Source organism: Pseudomonas sp. 2957, assembly GCF_031456345.1.
Lineage (GTDB): Bacteria > Pseudomonadota > Gammaproteobacteria > Pseudomonadales > Pseudomonadaceae > Aquipseudomonas > Aquipseudomonas siliginis.
Window position 1 is genome coordinate 352,307 of record NZ_JAVDUL010000003.1, and the last position, 18,260, is coordinate 370,566.

Sequence of the window (18,260 nt, forward strand, 5' to 3'; positions counted from 1 at the left end):
CCTGAACCGTCTCTGAACCTGACCTGAACCAGATCGACTAGGCTGTTCTGACCACTTTCAATAAGGACACCCGACCATGCGCCTGTTCCTCGCCCTCACTTTGCTGGCGGTCAGCAGCCTCACCCAGGCTGCGATCAAGACTGAAGAAATCCCCTACCAAAGCGCCGACGGCAGCAAACTGATCGGCTACTACGCCTACGACGACGCGATCAAAGGCCCACGCCCCGGCGTTGTCGTGGTCCACGAATGGTGGGGGCTGAACGATTACGCCAAGCGCCGCGCGCGGGATCTCGCCGAACTCGGCTACAGCGCGCTGGCCATCGACATGTATGGCGAAGGCAAGAACACCGAGCACCCGAAAGACGCCATGGCCTTCATGCAGGCGGCGACCAAGGATGCCGATGCCGCCAGTAAACGCTTCGCCGCCGGGCTCGATCTGTTGAAGAAGCAAAAGCAGACCGACCCGAACAAAATCGCCGCCGTCGGCTATTGCTTCGGTGGCGCCGTGGTGCTGAATGCGGCGCGTCAGGGTGTGCCGCTGGCCGGTGTGGTGAGTTTCCATGGCGCGCTGGCAACCAAGACCCCGGCGACTCCGGGCAGTGTGAAGGCGAAAATCCTCGTCGAGCACGGTGCGCTGGACAGCATGGTCACTCAGGACCACGTCACCGCCTTCAAGTCAGAGATGGACAAGGCCGGGGCGGACTACCAGTTCGTCAGTCTGGATGGCGCCAAGCATGGCTTCAGCAATCCGGATGCCGATCGTTTGAGCCATGGCGAGCATGGCGGGCCGGACATTGGTTACAACAAGGCGGCGGACGAGAAGTCGTGGGCGGATATGCAGGCGTTCTTCAAGAAGATTTTCGGTTGAGTCAGTAACGCCGAGGCGCGGCTTTCGCGAGCAGGCTCGCTCCCACACTGGATATCTGTCGCGCAGAAGATCCCCTGTGGGAGCGAGCCTGCTCGCGAAGGCTTCACCGCCGTTCTCGACCTTGCCTCGACTAACCGGCAAAATGCCCGCCATGCATACCACCCCCGCCCTGCCCGCCTGCTGCACTGCGCTAGACAGCCATTGGCCGTTGCCGACGGTCCTGGCCGATACCGTGCTGCTCAGTACCCACTTCGACCCGGCCCGACTGCTTGGCGATGACTTCCAGCGCAGCGCTGTGCTGGCGCCACCGAGCATTCAGCGCTCGGTGGCCAAGCGCCAGGCCGAGTTTCTCGCTGGACGCATCTGCGCCCGTGCCGCGCTGCAACAACTCGAAGGCCTGAACGTCGTCCCGCCGATCGGCGAAGACCGCGCGCCGGTTTGGCCGGCGCACATCTGCGGTTCGATCACCCACAGCACTGGCCGTGCGGCGGCGATTGTCGCCAACAAGCAACACTGGCGCGGCTTGGGCATGGATCTGGAAAACCTGTTGAGCCATGAGCGCGCCGAACGCTTGGCCGGGGAAATCCTCACGCCAGCGGAACTGCAACGCATGGCGGCAGGCTCGCAGGAGCAACTGGCGCTGCGGGTGACCCTGACGTTTTCGGTGAAAGAGAGTTTATTCAAAGCGCTGTACCCGATCGTGCAGCAGCGCTTTTATTTCGAGCATGCCGAAGTGCTGGAATGGACTGCTGCGGGTCAGGTCAGGCTGCGGTTGTTGACGGATCTGTCGAGCGAATGGCGCAACGGATCGGAGCTGGAGGCGCAGTTTGCAGTGCAGGATGGGCAGTTGTTGAGTCTGGTCAGCATTCCTGCCTGAAGTTTTGCATTGCCTGTTATGGCGCCTTCGCGAGCAGGCTCGCTCCCACAGGGGATTGCATTTCAAATGTGGGAGCGAGCCTGCTCGCGAAGGCGGTATCCCGAATCTCAGCGGCGCTCCTGATTCCTCGGCCAGCTCAGACTGAAACAGGCCCCACCCAGACTCTTGCTCTTGCCAATGATCGCCCGGCCGTCGTGCCAGTGAATGATCCGCCGCACAATCGACAACCCCAGACCATGCCCGCCCGAGGCGCGCGTGCGGCTATCGTCGAGGCGCAAAAACGGCGTGAAGATCCGCTCCCAAGCCACTTCCGGCACGCCCGGCCCGTCGTCCTCGACGTCGATCCGGCAGCGCAACTGGCCGACCTGATAACTCACCGTCACCTGCGAATGCGCATGGCGCATCGCGTTGCCCACCAGATTCTGCAGCGCTCGGTGCAGATAACGCGGTTCGGCCTCGACCCAGGCGCCGTCATTGTCGGCAGATGAAAGACACAAACCGCGCTGCACCGTGACCTCGGCGCGCAGCGGCGCCAATTCTGCGATCACCTGATTGACCAGCGCATCCAGATCGATGCGCTGGAAGGTCAGCGCCGGCGAACCCTGCTCCAACCGCGCATAGGTGAGCATTTCATCGACCAGTTTATCGAGGTCTTCTATGTCGTGATCCATGCCTTCGCGGTATTTCTCCAGTGCCTGCGGGGTGGTAGCCGTGCCGATCATTTCCAGCCCGAAACGCAGCCGTGCCACTGGGGTACGCAGTTCATGAGACACCGCGCGCACCAGTTCACGTTGGATCGCCAGCAACTGTTGCAAGTGCTCAGCCATGCCATTGAACGCCGACGCAAGCCGCCCGACAGAGTCAGCGCCGCGCGCCGGCACACGGGTTTCCAGGCTGCCCTTGGCAATGCGCGTGGCCGCTGCTTCGAGACCGCGCAAACGCCGCTCAAGCTGACGCACCAGCAGATAAACGATGAGACCGATCAGCGTCAGACCGAGCGCGGCAATCAATACCAGCCATTCCGGCGGGTAAGGATTCATCTGATACAGCGGGCCGATTTCCAGCACCCACGGCGTGCCGACCATGCCGGCAAACACGCGGATCGAATCGCCGCCCTTGCCCAGCGCCATCACCGTGTCGCCCTCGGCCACGCGACGACTCTGGTCTTCGTCCATGTCGGCGTCATTTACCGTGACCAGACGCAGATCGAAGCCGAAGCCCTTTTCCTGCTTTATCTGCGCCAGACGTTTGGGCTGCTCACCCACCGGCACCCGCACCAGTTCATCGGCCAGCAGGTAAATAGTCGCCCTAGCCAGTTGCTCGCTGATCTGCTGCACCTCTCCTACCAATACAAGCTGCTCTTTTTCGCTGATCAGCCGATAGACCTTGGCTGCGTGTGGCCCGGTCTGCTCGACCAGCGCCTGACCGCGCAGGACACGGGTGCGCTGGGCCAGATCGAGGTCGGTTTCGGCGAATTTCTTCAGTGTCAGCGGAATACCGAGCAGCCGCTCCCACACCAGCAACGCGCGATGGCGTTCGGTCTGGTTCATCGGCTGCAGGTTGTCGGCCATCAGCGAGAAGGTGCCGTGGGCCAGGCGTTCGCGATATTGCTCGCTGCGCACCTGATTGAGCAGGTTCAGCGCCAGCACGCCGAGCACCGCCACCAGAATCAGCGCGGCGCACATGCCGCCGTAGATGCGCAGGAAGATCGAATTCACAGCGCCAGGTCTGCGCAGGCCTCAGGGACGAACAGGTAGCCTTTGCTGCGAATGGTCTTGATCAGGCGCGGATGATCGGGGTCGTCGCCGATTTTCGGGCGGATGCGCGAGATGCGCACGTCGATCGAGCGGTCCTGGCCGTCATAGCCGATGCCGCGTAATGCAGTGAAGATTTCTTCCCGGGAAAGAATCCGCCCGGCATTGGACACCAGCAGCCAGAGCAGGTCGAACTCGGCGCTGGTCAGCTCGATGCCGTTGTCGCTCAGCCAGGCTTCGCGCAATGCGTTGTCGACCACCAGTGGACCGAATTGCAACCGCCGGGATTTTTCCGCGACCGGCTCCGGTGTGTCACTGCGTCGCAGCAACGCCTGGATGCGCGCCAGCAACAAGCGCGGGCGCACCGGTTTGCACACATAGTCGTCGGCACCGAGGTCGAGGCCGTGGATCTGATCAGCGTCATCGGTGCGCGCGGTGAGCATCAGGATCGGCCCGTCGTACTGGCTGCGCACCTTGCGGCAGATGCTCAGGCCATCTTCGCCGGGCAGCATCAGATCGAGGATCACCAGATCCGGCTGCTCCTTGATGATCCGCGCCGCCGCCAGCGCACCGTTGCCTTCGATCTCCACGCGCAGGCCATTGGCTTGCAGGTAATCGCGGGTGAGCTCGGCCAGTCGCTGGTCATCCTCGACGATCAATACCTGCCAGGTTTGTTGCTCCACCGGTGACCTCTGCTTGCTGTTTTTATTAAAAGAAGAAAGACAATCGCCTGACACGGACAAAACCTGTGGGAGCGAGCCTGCTCGCGAAAGCGTCTGTTGCTTCAACCTGAATGCTCAGTGGTCAACCGATTCGCGAGCAGGCTCGCTCCCACAATCCTGCGTGTATCTCCCGATCATCTGTCATGTTTCAGGAGGATAAAAATGCTCGTGCACTCAGCGATTGTATAAACGCCGGCCACCCGGAAAACAAGTCGGTAAATGCGTTCGGACAAGGCGGAATTCTGTGATAGGGTTCGCGCCCTTAAAAAACCGCTGAAGCGTTTTTCCAGGCAAAAAAACAGTGACAAACGGTCTGGCTCAGCAGGTTCGCGGCCTACACGCGTTTTCCCTGTTTCTTACACAAATTACGCACAGGCTTATCCACAGGTAGTACGTTGCAATCCCCCCCTGAAACGCATTATCTTGTAGCACGGCGAAAACGGAGACCCTACATATAGGGTTTTCACCTAAAACGCCCAACCACATTTCAGACCTGAAACTCAAGTGCTTTATGGCCGGTTTCCGGTAGAACAAGCGAGTTTTTTCAAGCCCAAACCGCACTGGCGGATGGCACCGTTTTATTTGGTCCGAAACGGACAAAACGGTATGGGTGTTGCAGTCATGACTGCCACCCGCGAAGGAATCCGGTGGCGAGCTTCGGCTCGTAACCAAAACTTCGGCAAGGATGCGGCGTTGCAGCCTTTTTCCTACTGTTCCGAAGTTTGTAATGCCGACGCCCGTCGGTTGCAGTGCTTCGGTACAGAACGGTGAGCACCATGACGGTGCCAAACAAACATAGAGAATGTGGAGACCACCCCCCATGCAAACCGACACAACTCGCGAGAACCCGCAGGGCACCTTGCCGCAGGCCGCCGATTCGACTTCGGATCTGGCAGCCACCGCGCCTGGCCAGCTGCGCGTGATCAAGCGTAATGGCACTGTCGTTCCTTACACCGATGACAAGATCACCGTCGCTATCACCAAAGCGTTCCTCGCAGTTGAAGGCGGCACCGCTGCCGCTTCGTCGCGAATCCACGACACCGTTGCGCGCCTGACCGAACAGGTCACTGCGACCTTCAAGCGTCGCATGCCATCGGGCGGCACCATCCACATCGAAGAAATCCAGGACCAGGTCGAACTGGCCCTGATGCGTGCCGGCGAGCAGAAAGTCGCTCGCGACTACGTGATCTACCGTGACGGCCGTTCGAAAGAACGCGCTGCCCACGCTCCGGCCGAAGCTGCGGTCAACGCTCACCCGTCGATCCGCATCACCCGCGCCGACGGCAGCCTCGCGCCGCTGGACATGGGCCGCCTGAACACCATCGTTACCGAAGCCTGCGAAGGCCTGGAAGAAGTCGACGGCGACCTGATCCAGCGCGAAACCCTGAAGAACCTGTACGACGGCGTGGCCCTGACCGACGTCAACACCGCGCTGGTGATGACCGCCCGTACCCTGGTCGAGCGCGAGCCGAACTACTCGTTCGTCACCGCCCGCCTGCTGATGGACACCCTGCGTGCCGAAGGCCTGAACTTCCTCGAAGTCGCCGAAAGCGCCACCCATCACGAAATGGCCGACCTGTACGCCAAGGCACTGCCGGCCTACATCGCCAAAGGTATCGAGTTCGAACTGCTGAACCCTGTGCTGGCCACCTTCGACCTGGAAAAACTGGGCAAGGCGATCAACCACGAGCGCGATCAGCAATTCACCTACCTGGGCCTGCAAACCCTGTACGACCGTTACTTCATCCACAAGGATGGCGTGCGTTTCGAACTGCCGCAGATCTTCTTCATGCGCGTGGCCATGGGCCTTGCGATCGAAGAGAAGCAGAAAGAAGACCGTGCGATCGAGTTCTACAACCTGCTGTCCTCGTTCGACTACATGGCTTCGACCCCGACCCTGTTCAACGCCGGTACCCTGCGTCCACAGCTGTCGAGCTGCTACCTGACCACCGTGCCGGATGACCTGTCGGGCATCTATCACGCGATCCACGACAACGCCATGCTGTCGAAATTTGCCGGCGGTCTGGGCAACGACTGGACGCCGGTGCGTGCGCTGGGTTCGTACATCAAGGGCACCAACGGCAAGTCGCAAGGCGTTGTCCCGTTCCTCAAAGTAGTGAACGACACCGCTGTGGCCGTGAACCAGGGTGGCAAGCGCAAAGGCGCTGTGTGTGCCTACCTGGAAACCTGGCACATGGACATCGAAGAGTTCATCGAGCTGCGCAAGAACACCGGTGACGATCGTCGTCGTACCCACGACATGAACACCGCCAACTGGATCCCTGACCTGTTCATGAAGCGTGTCTTCGATGACGGCAAGTGGACCCTGTTCTCGCCATCCGAAGTACCGGACCTGCACGACCTGACCGGTAAAGCCTTCGAAGAGCGCTACGAGTATTACGAAGCGCTGACCGAGTACCCGGGCAAGGTCAAGCTGTTCAAGACCATCCAGGCCAAAGACCTGTGGCGCAAGATGCTGTCCATGCTGTTCGAAACCGGCCACCCATGGCTGACTTTCAAGGACCCGTGCAACCTGCGCAGCCCGCAGCAGCACGTCGGCGTGGTCCACAGCTCGAACCTGTGCACCGAGATCACCTTGAACACCAACAAGGACGAGATCGCCGTTTGCAACCTGGGCTCGATCAACCTGCCGAACCACATCGTCGACGGCAAGCTCGATACCGCCAAGCTGCAACGCACCGTGAACACCGCCGTGCGCATGCTCGATAACGTGATCGACATCAACTACTACTCGGTGCCGCAAGCGAAGAACTCCAACTTCCGCCACCGCCCGGTCGGTCTGGGCATCATGGGCTTCCAGGACGCTCTGTACCTGCAGCACATCGCCTACGGCTCCGACGCTGCCGTCGAGTTCGCCGACAAGTCGATGGAAGCGGTCAGCTACTACGCGATCCAGGCTTCCTGCGACCTGGCCGACGAGCGCGGCGCCTACGAGACGTTCAACGGTTCGCTGTGGTCCAAGGGCATCCTGCCGCTGGATTCGCAACAGATCCTGATCGAACAGCGCGGCGAGAAGTACATTGATGTCGACCTGAAGGAAACCCTTGACTGGGCACCGGTTCGCGCCCGTGTACAGAAAGGCATCCGTAACTCGAACATCATGGCCATCGCACCGACCGCGACCATCGCCAACATCACTGGCGTTTCGCAGTCGATCGAACCGACCTACCAGAACCTGTACGTGAAATCGAACCTGTCGGGCGAATTCACCGTGATCAACCCGTACCTGGTTCGCGACCTGAAGGCTCGCGGTCTGTGGGACTCGGTGATGATCAACGACCTGAAGTACTACGACGGTTCGGTGCAGCAGATCGAGCGCATTCCGCAAGAACTCAAAGAGCTCTATGCGACCGCGTTCGAAGTGGACACCAAGTGGATCGTTGACGCCGCCAGCCGTCGTCAGAAGTGGATCGACCAGGCCCAGTCGCTGAACCTGTACATCGCCGGCGCATCGGGCAAGAAGCTCGACGTGACCTACCGCATGGCCTGGTACCGTGGTCTGAAAACCACTTACTACCTCCGTGCCTTGGCCGCGACCAGCACCGAGAAGTCGACCATCAACACCGGTAAGCTGAACGCTGTTTCCAGCGGCGGCAACCACGGCGACGATTCGGTTCTGGCCGCTCCGGCAGGTCCGGCGCCAGTGCCAAAGGCCTGCGCGATCGACGAGCCGGATTGCGAAGCTTGCCAATAAGCTGAGCTGAGATCAGGCGTTGCGAGACGCCTGGGATCTTCAGGCAAAAGAAACCCCCGACAGACTTCTGGTTTGTCGGGGGTTTTGTTTTTTGGGGTTTGGGTTTGGGTTTGGGTGAATATCCGTTGCTGCGGTAACGGCTTCTTATGGTTTCGCTCTTACAGCGAGTCACCTTTTTCAGACGCCAAAAAGGTAACCCAAAAGGCTTTGCCCCGGCGTACGGCCCGCTCGCTGGGGCTCGGGGTACCTTCGTTACGGGACCGATCCGGGCGCAGCGGCTCCGGTTGGCTTCGCTGCACCTACACTCGCTGTGTACGACTGCGTCGTACGGTCGCTGCGCTCCCACCCCCGGATCGATCCCGTAACGAAGCCTGCCGAAGGGGCAAAAGATCAAAAGCCGGATCAAAAGCCAGAGCAAAAGCAAAAGCAAAAGCAAAAGCCAGATCAAAAGATCGCAGCCTTCGGCAGCTCCTACAGTTGGATTGGGTACCACTTCAAGAACAGGTCGGCTGACAGGCCGCCTTCGCGAGCAAGCTCGCTCCCACAAAAAGGCAAAAGCAGCGCAGCTGCCCGCGGCGAAGCCGCCCCACTCAACAATGAGCGCAAGCTCGAGTGCTCTTGATCTTGATCCACCGGCGACGTCGGAAGGCTGAGCGGAGGGATTGATCCGGGCGTGGGAGCGCAGCGACCGTCTGGCGCAGCCAGACACAGCGGAAGGAGGTGCAGCGAAGCAAACCGGAGCCGCTGCGACCGGATCGATCCCGCAGCGAAGGAACCCGAGCCTGCGAGGGCCGAACGCAGGAGCTAGCGTTTTTTGCTTACTTTTTTAGGCGCTTGTAAAAAAGTAAGTCGCCGTCAGGCGAAACCGCCAGCAGCCGCTACCGAAGCAACGGATATTCACCCAAAACCCAACAGCCTGGTCGGCCCAAAGGCCGCCACGACCAAAAAAAAAGCCCCTCAAAACCGAGGGGCCCAAAAAAACCAGTCAGAAACCCGAATCAGGTCATCTGAATAATGGTCTGCATAATCGTGCTCTGAGTCGAAATAGTCTTGGCGTTCGCCTGATAGTTGCTCTGACCCTTGATCAGATCAACCAGCTCATTGGTCAGGTTAACGTTCGACTCTTCCAGCGAGTTGGACACCACCTCACCCAACGTACCGGTCTTCGGCGCGTCGTAGCCCGGAATACCCGAAGCGAAAGTCTCTTTCCAGCTGGTGCCACCGACAGCCTGCAAGCCCTGTTCGTTGGTGAAGCTGGCCAGTGCAACCTGACCAATCGCCTTGCTCTGGTTGTTGCTGAAGTTGGCAAACAGCGTACCGGTGCCGTCGATGGTCAGGTTAGTGATCTGGCCTGTGGCGTAACCATCCTGAGTCGGGATCGTACGCGAGGTATCAGCGTTGTACTGAGTGGTGTTGGCCATCGAGATGGTCACACCATTCGGGTTCGCTGCCGCGCCGTTAGGCGTAAACACGCCATTGGTCACAGTGCCCGGCACCCAGCCGGTCATCTTCAGATCGCTGCTGATGATCGGGTTGGCTGGATCCGCCGGGTTAGGCGTGCTCACCTGAACCAGCTTGCCGGAGCTGTCGAACGACAATGTCGAGGCAACCGGCGCAGTGGTCACAGGGTTGCTGCCGGTAGCGTCCGGGTTACGGCCATCGACCAGGGTGTAAACCTTCCAGGTGTTCCCGCCAGTCTTGACCATGTACTGGTCCATGACGTGGGCGTTGCCCTGGGTGTCATAGATCGGTGTGCTGAAGGACTTGGTGTAAGTCTCAGGCTTCGACGGATCAAACTTGACGGCGCTGGCGCCGGTATCAACGATCACTGGCGAAGACGAATTGAGGTTGATGCTCGAGGTCACCGCAGAAGACGACTTCGGCGCCAGGTTCGAGGTGTCGATCTTAAGGTCAGTCAACACGCCGTTGATGATCTTGCCGTTGGCATCCACACCGTAACCCTGCAGACGCGAGGTGTAGTCGGTGTTGGTGATGTAACCGGCGTTGTCGACCTTGAACGTACCGGCACGGGTGTACGAAATCGAGCCGTTGTTGCTCATGGTGAAGAAACCGGAACCGTTGATGCCCATGTCCAGCACGTTGCCAGTGTTGTTGATGTCACCCTGGGTGAACTGCTGGGAAACGTTGGCCAGGCGCACGCCGTTGCCGATCACTTTGCTGCCGCTGCCCAGACGAGTCGACGAATAGACGTCTTCGAATTCTGCGCGCGAGGATTTGAAACCGGCGGTGGCGACGTTGGCGATGTTGTTGCCGGTGACGTCGAGTTGTTTGTTGGCGGCATAGAGACCGCTAAGGCCGATGTTAAAAGACATGTTCCACTCCTTCGTGCCGGGTTAGTCGGCTCTATATACCAATGGTTTGTACTTTGGACAGGGCAACGGTGCCCTTGCCGGCCAGGTTGAGCATCAGCTCGCCACCGGTCTGGCTGATCGTCACGCTGTTGACGGTCGCCGGCAGGTAGGTCGCCAGGTCGGTCGCGGTGCCGTTGATCGGTGCGTTGGCCTTGAACGTGTAAGTGCCGACCGGAACCACGGTGCCGGCGGTGTCCTTGCCGTCCCAAGTGAAGCTGGCATCGCCGGCAGCGCGGCTGCCCAGGTCGATGGTGCGCACGGTTTTGCCGTCCTTGTCGGTGATGGTCACGGTGCCGCCGGCAATCGACGAAGGCACGGTGACCGAACCGGTCAGGCCTTTGCTCGGGTCATCGAGCTGGGCGGTGTTGGTCTGCACGATCACGTTGCGACCGACCAGCGACGACGCTTGCAACGCCTGCGACGAGTTGTAGTTGCCGGCAAGGCCACTGACAGTGGAGTTCAGCGTGGTGATGCCTTCAAGGCTGCTGAACTGCGCCAACTGCGCGACGAAGGCGCTGTTGTCCTGCGGGTCGAGCGGGTTCTGGTTTTTCAGCTGGGTGACCAGCAATTGCAGGAATGCATCCTTGCCCAGCGCCTGGCCGCCTGTGGCACTGTTGGTCGCCGAAGCGATGCCGCCCGACGTCGTGCTGCTGGCCTTCTTCGACGAGTTGGCCAGGATGTCGTTCATGCTCAGGCTGCTGGTGGTATCCGTAACGCTCATGGCAGTCGCCCCTTATTACTGACCGAGGGTCAGTACCTTCTGCATCATGGTTTTGGCGGTGTTCATCATTTCCGCGTTGGTCTGGAACGAGCGGCTCGCGGAAATCATGTCAGCCATTTCTTCCACCACGTTGACGTTCGGGTAGTAGACGTAGCCCTTGGCGTCGGCAGCCGGATGGTTCGGCTCGTAGCGCGCTTCGAGGTTGCTCTGGTCTTCGACAACGCCAAGCACCTGCACGCCCTGCCCGGCCGCGTCCTGGTTCTGGAAGAGCGAATTGCTGCCGCCGGCCTGGCCGCCCTGGAACATGGTGGCGAACACCGGATGACGGGCGCGGTAGGTCTGGTCGATGCTCGACGAAACGGTTTCGGCGTTGGCGATGTTCGAGGCCACGGTGTTCAGACGCGTGGTCTGCGCGCTCATGCCGCTGCCGGCAATGTTGAAAACGCTGGACAGGGACATGGATTATTCTCCGCGCAGGGCTGACACCAGCCCTTTGAATTTGCTGTTGAGCAAGGTGAAGCTGGCCTGGAAGCCGACGGCGTTTTCCGCGTAGTTCGACTGCTCCAGTTGAGCGTCAACGGTGTTCTGGTCGATCGAAGGCTGCATCGGCGTGCGATACATCAGCGACTCGTCGCCGTTGCCCAGCCCTTCAGCCTCGATGTGCCGGCTGTTGGTCATGTTCAGGGCAAAGTGGCCGCCGGTCTTGGTCTTCTCGGTCTGTGCTTCGAGCACTTTGGAGAAATCCAGATCCCGCGCTTTGTAGTTCGGGGTGTCGGCGTTGGCGATGTTGTTGGCCAGCACTTCGGCACGCTGGGCGCGGAAGCCCAATGCCTTTTCGTGAATGCCCAGCGCTTTGTCGAAGCTGATGCTCATGTCGGGAACCTTCAGGTGACCGGTTTTTCGTATCTGAGCTTTAGCAAGCGCCGTGCCAAATGATCAAAGCCCCGTATTCCGGGGCTTTGCGCCTGACAGGCAAAGCGGCAATGCCAGAAAAGCGGCAACCGGTTACCGCCGGATGCCGCTTTTCTGCCGCTTGCCGTCGTTGCCAGGTCAGCGCAGATCCCTGTGGGAGCGAGCCTGCTCGCGAAGGCGGCGTGTCAGGCGCCAACTGTCTTATGGACAGACCGCTTTCGCGAGCAGGCTCGCTCCCACAGGGGATTCGTGGAAAATAATTCGGGCATAAAAAAAGGAGGCCTTTGCGGGCCTCCCGTTTTTGTATCAGCGCAAACCGCTTATTTCGCCTTGTAGATAATCCCCGGGCTGCACTGAACCATCTGGTAATGATCCGGCAATCCGTTCAGCGCTTCCGAAGCGCCAAGGAACAGATACCCGCCCGGCTTCAACGTGCTGTGAATGCGCAACAGGATGTCCTTCTTCACTTCGGCAGAGAAGTAGATCAGTACGTTGCGGCAGAACACGATGTCGAACTTGCCCAGCGCCGCGTAGCTGTCGAGCAGGTTGAACGAGCGGAATTCCACCCGGCTCTTGATCGGCGCCTTGACCACCCAGCGCCCCGGCCCTTTCGGGTCGAAGTAGCGTTGCAGGCGTTCCGGCGACAGACCGCGACCGATCGCCAGGCTGTCGTACTCGCCGGTCTTGCAGTTGTTGAGCATCAGGCCCGACAGATCAGTGGCAACGATCTGCACGCCCATCTTCAACTGACCCAGGTTGCTACGCTCGAACTCGTCGATCGACATCGACAGCGAGTACGGTTCCTGTCCCGACGAGCAGGCCGCCGACCAGATCCGCAGACGCTGGTTGGGGCTGGCCTTGATCGCTTCCGGCAGTACCTTGTTCTTCAAGACTTCAAACGGATAGGTGTCGCGAAACCACAGGGTTTCGTTGGTCGTCATGGCATCGACCACCTGCTCGCGCAAACCGCTGCGCGGCTGGGTCTGGATGCGCTGTACCAGCTCACCCAGGGACTTGATGCCTTGCTGCTCCATCAGTTTGTTGAGACGGCTCGAGACCAGATACTGCTTGTTTTCACCGAGCAGAATGCCACAGGCTTTTTCCAGGAAGACCCGGAACTGTTCGAAATCCAAATTACCCGTAGACAATGATGCCGCCTCTTAAATCGTGTTGACCGCCAGGGGCAGAAGGCCCCTAGCTGATATCTGCTGCTTTGATCCGGTCGACTACCCGGGATGCGAGGTCATCAGGACGGAATTTGGCCAGGAAGTCATCAGCACCGACTTTCTTCACCATCGCCTGATTGAATACCCCCGACAACGAAGTATGCAGGATGATATGGAGCTTTTGCATGCGTGCGTCGCCGCGGATTTCCGCCGTCAGGGTGTACCCGTCCATCTCCGGCATCTCGATGTCGGAAATCATCATCAGGAACTCTTCTTCCGGCTTCTTGCCCTCGTCGACCAGCTTGCGCAGGTAATCCAGCGCCTGCTTGCCGTCGTTCAGCGCCACCACTTCGACACCGATGGTCTGCAGGCAACGCGTGACCTGCTTGCGCGCCACCGACGAGTCATCGACCGTCAGTACCCGCAGCGACAACGCCTTGGTCTGCGTCTCGACATCGACCACGCCCACCGAAATCGCTTCCGGCGTCGGCGCCACCTCGGCCAGCACCTTCTCGACGTCGATGATTTCGACCAACTGATTGTCGACCCGCGTCACAGCGGTCAGGTAGTGATCGCGACCGGTGCCCTTGGGTGGCGGATGGATCTCTTCCCAGTTCATGTTGACGATGCGCTCCACCGAGCGGACCAGGAAACCCTGGGTCTTGGTGTTGTACTCCGTGATGATCACGAACGGACTGTTCTTGTCTTTCAACGCACCGGAGCCCGTTGCCATTGCCAGATCCAGGATCGGAATGGTCGCTCCCCGTATATTCGCTACCCCGCACACGACAGGACTGGATTTGGGCATCAACGTCAGCGACGGGCATTGCAACACTTCCCGTACCTTGAACACGTTGATCCCATAGAGCTGCGGCCCGTCGAGACGGAACAACAGCAGCTCGAGGCGATTCTGCCCTACCAGTTGCGTGCGCTGGTTCACCGAATCCATTACACCAGCCATGCCCAGACTCCTACATCAACGCCAAGTGTTGTTGCGACGCACATTCATTGCTAAACGGCACGGCGCTTGCTTTTTAACTCGTATGAACGCTCAAACGACATTTTCCCGACGCCTGACATCTTCCCTTCGCAAAGGGCTTTGCGCGGTGTCCGCCGTTTGCTGCTTGCTTGCTGGCAGTCCTGCCCATGCAGATGCGGTTACCTTGCCTGATATGCTTATCGGCGTGACTCAGGGCTTTCTTGAATTCACCGTAGAAGACTATTTGGCTTCCAGTCAAACCGAAGGCCGCTACGAAATCGAAGTCAATCAGCTCGACCCGCGCATGCGCATGCCCATGTGCGACAAGGAATTGACAGCGACTCTGGAGAGCCCGGCACGCCCGCTGGGCCGCGTCACGGTGAAGGTTCGCTGCGAAGGCAGCTCGCCCTGGACGGTGTTCGTACCCGCTCAAGTCCGCCTGTTTCGCGATATCGTGACGACCACTCGTCCGCTGAAACGCGCCGGCATTATCGAGCCGCAGGACGTGACCTTGCGCGAGCGCGACGTCAGCACGATCAACCAGGGTTTCCTGACCTCGGTCGACGAAGCGATCGGGCAGAAACTTACCCGACCAACGGTCGCCGATCAGGTCATCACACTGGTGCATCTGGAACAGGCCGAAGTGGTCCGCAAGGGTGATCAGGTGGTGATCACTGCGCGCAGCGGCACCCTTGCCGTACGCATGCCGGGGGAAGCGCTCTCCAATGGCGGCATGAAAGAACAGATTCGAGTAAAAAACCTTAATTCTCAAAGAGTTATCAAGGCGCAGGTGATTGCGCCGGGACAGGTCGAAGTGGCCATGTAAAAGCCTCGTGGAGAAAACTGGCGCCGATCCCGTCGCTTCCCTAAACTGTGCCGCAGCAGGTCTCGCAACGGCGCATGCAAGCTTATGGTTGATTGGGCCTAAAGTTTTTCAGGGGATAGCCGAAAACATGGCAAGCGTCCAAATTCCCAGAGGTTTTTTATCATGGTTATCGATTTCAACCGATTGAACAGTTCCTCGTCACTAACCGGCAGCACACGTACCAGCAACGCCAAGGAAAGCGCTGAAAACAGCCCCTCCGCGCCGCTGAATACCCAGGCCGAACAGGCCAATGTCGCCAAAAGCGGGGAGTCGGTACACCTCAGCAATGAGGCTCAACAGTTGCAGAAGGTCACTGACAAGCTGCGCGATCAGCCTGCTGTCGACAAAGCCCGTGTGGCCGAGTTGAAAGCCGCGATTGCCGATGGCAGCTATAAAGTCGACAGCAACCGTGTAGCCAGCAAACTGCTCAACTTCGAAGCCCAGCGCTAGGCTTTTGCCGGCGCCAGGCTTTTGGACGCTTAAACCCCAAGGCCAGCCATGCACGACACTAACTTATTGCAACTGATCAACGACGACTTTGCTCCAGCGCAACAATTGCTGGAGTTATTGCAAACCGAATCCCTCGCTTTGCATGGTCGTGACATGCCGTTGCTGGAAGAAATTCTGGCGACCAAGCAAGCGTTGATCATTCTGCTCGAGCAGCATGGCCGCAAGCGCAGCGAAATCCTCGCCAGCCTCAACCTGCCGACCGATCGCACAGGTCTTGAGCAACTGGCCAGCCAGTCGAGCATTGGCGACCAGTTGCTGACCCAGGGCGATGCCCTGACCGCGCTGATCGCCCAGTGCCAGGCTGCCAACGTCAAGAATGGCCAGTCGATCCAGATCCAGCAGGCGACCACGGCCAATCAACTGAAGATCCTCACCGGCGGTGAGCCGCCAGCGCTTTACGACGCCAGCGGGACCTTTGCCAAACCGGTCAAGCCGCGAACGCTCAGCCAGGCATGAGCCATTCGCTGACCCTGCACTATCCACCTGCGCAACATGCTGGCAAAATACTGGCCAGTCGTCTTATTTTGTCTGGAGATTGAAGAACCGTGTCCAACACCCTAAGCGCGGATGATGCTCCGCAGCCTCCGAAGGTGCTCACCACGCCACTGGAAATCTCCAGCAACCTGCGCCAGCTGCAAGACAGCCACGATCCGCTGATCATCACCTTCCATGAACGCAGCCAGCGCTTTCAGAGCTACCTGATCAAGGTCGACCGCGAAACCGCGACGATCGCCCTGGACGAAATGATCCCGCGCGATGGCGAGCGCTTCCTGCAAGCGGGCGAACCGTTCAAGGTCGAAGGCTTTCATGACGGCGTGCGCATCGCCTGGGAATGCAACGGCACGCTGAACATCGAAGAATCCGACGGTGACCGTTTTTACACCGGCGACCTGCCGAGCGAAGTGGTCTACCACCAGCGCCGCAACGCCTTCCGCGCTGCGTTGAAACTCACCGACCTGGTCAGCGTTGAACTGGGCGGCGAAAAGCTCAAGGTTCCTCTGCACGGCAAGCTGCTGGATATCTCCGCCACTGGCTGCAAATTCCGCTTCGAAGGCGACATCACTGACCGCCTGCAACTGGGCCAGGTCTACGATCGCCTGATCGCCCCGCCGCTGTTCGGCAATCAGCCAACATCGGTCGAGCTGCGCTACCTGCACTTCGAAGAAAAACTCAACATCACCTTCGCCGGTCTGCGCTTCCACAACATCAGTGGCCAGGCTGCGCGCAACGTCGAGCGTTTTGTTTACCAGTTGCAGCGTGAAGCACGGCGTTTCGACAAAGACGATCTCTGAGTCGCAGCGACCAATAAAAAGGGCAGTCCTGTGCGGGACTGCCCTTTTTTATGCGCCGGTGTTTACGTACGACTCAAGGCCTGCCACCACTGATATCCGGCGCAGGCTTGTCGTCATCGCCGCTGTCCTGCTCGGTTTCAACGACTGCATCCGGCTGCACTTCGGGCTCAGGCTCAGGAGTGACCGGCGCCGGATCCTGCACCATCTGCTCCTGCACCACCTGCTCATCAACACGCGGATCGAGCGCCGCCACCAGCGGCGAGCTCGACATGCTGTCCGGCATTGCCACGTGATGCAGCGGTGCGTCGTCGACCTGGTGCAGGTTGGTCACTGCTTTCGGACGAATCCGCCAGACCAGCACCAACGCGAAGAAACTGAAGAACGCATACAGGCTCTGACTGCCGAGAAACTTCATCAGCACACCCGCCAGCAGCGGCCCGATGCTCGCGCCAACACCATAAGTCACCAGCAGCATGGCGGTCAGCGACACGCGGCGATCGCCTTCGACGTGGTCGTTGGAAAACGCCACCGCCAGCGGATACAGGCAGAATTGCACCAGCGAACAGAAGAAACCGACGACGAACAGCACCTCCAGCGGCACCTGCGGCATGATCGCCAACGGCAGCGCCGCCACCGCCAGAAACCCGGCAAAGCAGCGTATCAGCAGCGCGCGGTCATAACGGTCGGACAACCAGCCCAACGGCCACTGCACCAGCAGACCGGCAAAAATGCAGCTACCCATGAACAGACCGACCTGCTCGGTCGTCAGCCCCTGTTGCGAGGCATACAGCGGCGCCAGACCGTAGAACGAACCGATGATCAAACCGGCGCCGAGCACCGTGCTCAGCGATTGCGGCACACGTTTGATAAAGAAGCGCGGCTCCATCGGCGCGGGGTGCAGAGGCGCCGGGTGAATCCGTCGGGTCAGCGTCACCGGCACCAGGCACAGGGCAAAGCACAGCGCCACCAGCATCAGCAGTTCCAGACCGAGGCCGGGGTGCATGACCAGAATCAGCTGGCCCAGCACCAGGCCCAGATAAGAGGCGATCATATAACCGCTGAACACCAGCCCACGCTGATTGGCGTCGGCCTGCTCGTTGAGCCAGCTCTCGATGACCATGTACTGACACATCATGCCCAGACCGACGATCGTCCGCAGCACCAGCCACGCCGGCAGCCAGTCCACCAGACCATGGCCGAGCACCGCCGCGCCGACGATCCCGGCACACGCCGAGTAGGCACGGATATGCCCGACCCGGGCAATCAGGCGATGGCCGATCTTGCCGCCCAGCACCAGACCGAAATAGTTGGCCGCCATCAGCGCACCGACCCACAGCCCGTCGACATTGTCGGCGGCCAGACGCAAAGCCAGATAAGTAGAAAGAAGGCCTGAGCCGATCAACATCATCAGCGAGGCGAAATACAGCGCTCGAAAGGATTTCCAGATTTGGCGCATCGGCGTTCCGAGCGGCTCCTTGCAGTAAATACCGGGCGGTCAGAACGACAG

At 59.8% G+C, this 18,260-nt stretch carries 16 protein-coding genes; 7 read left to right on the plus strand and 9 right to left on the minus strand.

All coding sequences use genetic code 11. The features are described from left to right. Positions 1-76 precede the first annotated feature (76 nt). Positions 77-868 (plus strand): dienelactone hydrolase family protein, encoded by a 792-nt coding sequence (locus J2Y39_RS12085; protein WP_310217795.1) that lies wholly within the window; start codon positions 77-79, stop codon positions 866-868. A 151-nt stretch (positions 869-1,019) separates the two neighbouring features. After that, complete coding sequence (locus J2Y39_RS12090; protein ID WP_310217798.1) at positions 1,020-1,745, plus strand: 4'-phosphopantetheinyl transferase superfamily protein; 726 nt, start codon at positions 1,020-1,022, stop codon at positions 1,743-1,745. Between the two features lie 107 nt (positions 1,746-1,852). On the opposite strand, the gene J2Y39_RS12095 is transcribed toward J2Y39_RS12090, so the two are convergent. Both J2Y39_RS12095 and J2Y39_RS12100 read right to left on the minus strand, forming a co-directional pair. Beyond that, a complete protein-coding gene (locus tag J2Y39_RS12095) occupies positions 1,853-3,463 on the minus strand; it encodes an ATP-binding protein (protein ID WP_252884701.1) in 1,611 nt (536 codons plus the stop codon). Then, positions 3,460-4,182 carry a response regulator gene (locus J2Y39_RS12100; protein WP_056788095.1) on the minus strand — a complete coding sequence of 241 codons (723 nt, stop codon included), beginning with the start codon at positions 4,180-4,182 and terminating at the stop codon, positions 3,460-3,462. Before J2Y39_RS12100 ends, J2Y39_RS12095 begins: the two co-directional genes overlap by 4 nt. An 859-nt stretch (positions 4,183-5,041) precedes the next feature. Here J2Y39_RS12100 and J2Y39_RS12105 point away from each other — a divergent pair. Further along, positions 5,042-7,936 carry a ribonucleoside-diphosphate reductase subunit alpha gene (locus J2Y39_RS12105; protein WP_024013986.1) on the plus strand — a complete coding sequence of 965 codons (2,895 nt, stop codon included), beginning with the start codon at positions 5,042-5,044 and terminating at the stop codon, positions 7,934-7,936. Positions 7,937-8,934: 998 nt separating this feature from the next. On the opposite strand, the gene flgE is transcribed toward J2Y39_RS12105, so the two are convergent. The 6 genes from flgE to J2Y39_RS12135 form a co-directional block, all read right to left on the minus strand. After that, positions 8,935-10,269 (minus strand): flagellar hook protein FlgE, encoded by a 1,335-nt coding sequence (gene flgE / locus J2Y39_RS12110; RefSeq protein WP_041479563.1) that lies wholly within the window; start codon positions 10,267-10,269, stop codon positions 8,935-8,937. A 31-nt stretch (positions 10,270-10,300) separates the two neighbouring features. After that, positions 10,301-11,029 (minus strand): flagellar hook assembly protein FlgD, encoded by a 729-nt coding sequence (gene flgD / locus J2Y39_RS12115; protein ID WP_016773615.1) that lies wholly within the window; start codon positions 11,027-11,029, stop codon positions 10,301-10,303. Between the two features lie 15 nt (positions 11,030-11,044). Then, positions 11,045-11,488 (minus strand): flagellar basal body rod protein FlgC, encoded by a 444-nt coding sequence (gene flgC, locus J2Y39_RS12120; RefSeq protein ID WP_016773614.1) that lies wholly within the window; start codon positions 11,486-11,488, stop codon positions 11,045-11,047. 3 nt (positions 11,489-11,491) lie between these two features. After that, entirely contained in the window at positions 11,492-11,902 is a 411-nt protein-coding gene (gene flgB, locus J2Y39_RS12125; protein ID WP_016773613.1) for a flagellar basal body rod protein FlgB, read from the minus strand. 359 nt (positions 11,903-12,261) lie between these two features. Beyond that, entirely contained in the window at positions 12,262-13,089 is an 828-nt protein-coding gene (gene cheR, locus J2Y39_RS12130; RefSeq protein WP_016773612.1) for a protein-glutamate O-methyltransferase CheR, read from the minus strand. Positions 13,090-13,135: 46 nt separating this feature from the next. Beyond that, positions 13,136-14,068, minus strand: coding sequence for a chemotaxis protein CheV (locus J2Y39_RS12135; protein WP_016773611.1), 933 nt, complete (start codon positions 14,066-14,068; stop codon positions 13,136-13,138). Positions 14,069-14,150: 82 nt separating this feature from the next. On the opposite strand from J2Y39_RS12135, the gene flgA reads away from it, so the two are divergent. The 4 genes from flgA to J2Y39_RS12155 all read left to right on the plus strand — a co-directional run bounded on the left by flgA (position 14,151) and on the right by J2Y39_RS12155 (position 16,753). Next, positions 14,151-14,912, plus strand: coding sequence for a flagellar basal body P-ring formation chaperone FlgA (gene flgA / locus J2Y39_RS12140; RefSeq protein WP_150637562.1), 762 nt, complete (start codon positions 14,151-14,153; stop codon positions 14,910-14,912). Between the two features lie 162 nt (positions 14,913-15,074). Next, on the plus strand, positions 15,075-15,401 hold the full coding sequence (gene flgM, locus J2Y39_RS12145) for a flagellar biosynthesis anti-sigma factor FlgM (RefSeq protein ID WP_016773609.1): 327 nt from the start codon (positions 15,075-15,077) through the stop codon (positions 15,399-15,401). Between the two features lie 48 nt (positions 15,402-15,449). Further along, positions 15,450-15,917, plus strand: a complete 468-nt coding sequence (locus J2Y39_RS12150) for a flagella synthesis protein FlgN (protein ID WP_041479278.1) — start codon at positions 15,450-15,452, stop codon at positions 15,915-15,917. Positions 15,918-16,006: 89 nt separating this feature from the next. Beyond that, positions 16,007-16,753, plus strand: coding sequence for a flagellar brake protein (locus J2Y39_RS12155; protein WP_041479276.1), 747 nt, complete (start codon positions 16,007-16,009; stop codon positions 16,751-16,753). A gap of 73 nt (positions 16,754-16,826) precedes the next feature. Here J2Y39_RS12155 and J2Y39_RS12160 read toward each other — a convergent pair whose 3' ends face one another. Next, positions 16,827-18,209: an MFS transporter gene (locus J2Y39_RS12160; RefSeq protein WP_252878729.1), complete on the minus strand. Its 1,383-nt coding sequence runs from the start codon at positions 18,207-18,209 to the stop codon at positions 16,827-16,829. Positions 18,210-18,260: the final 51 nt, after the last annotated feature.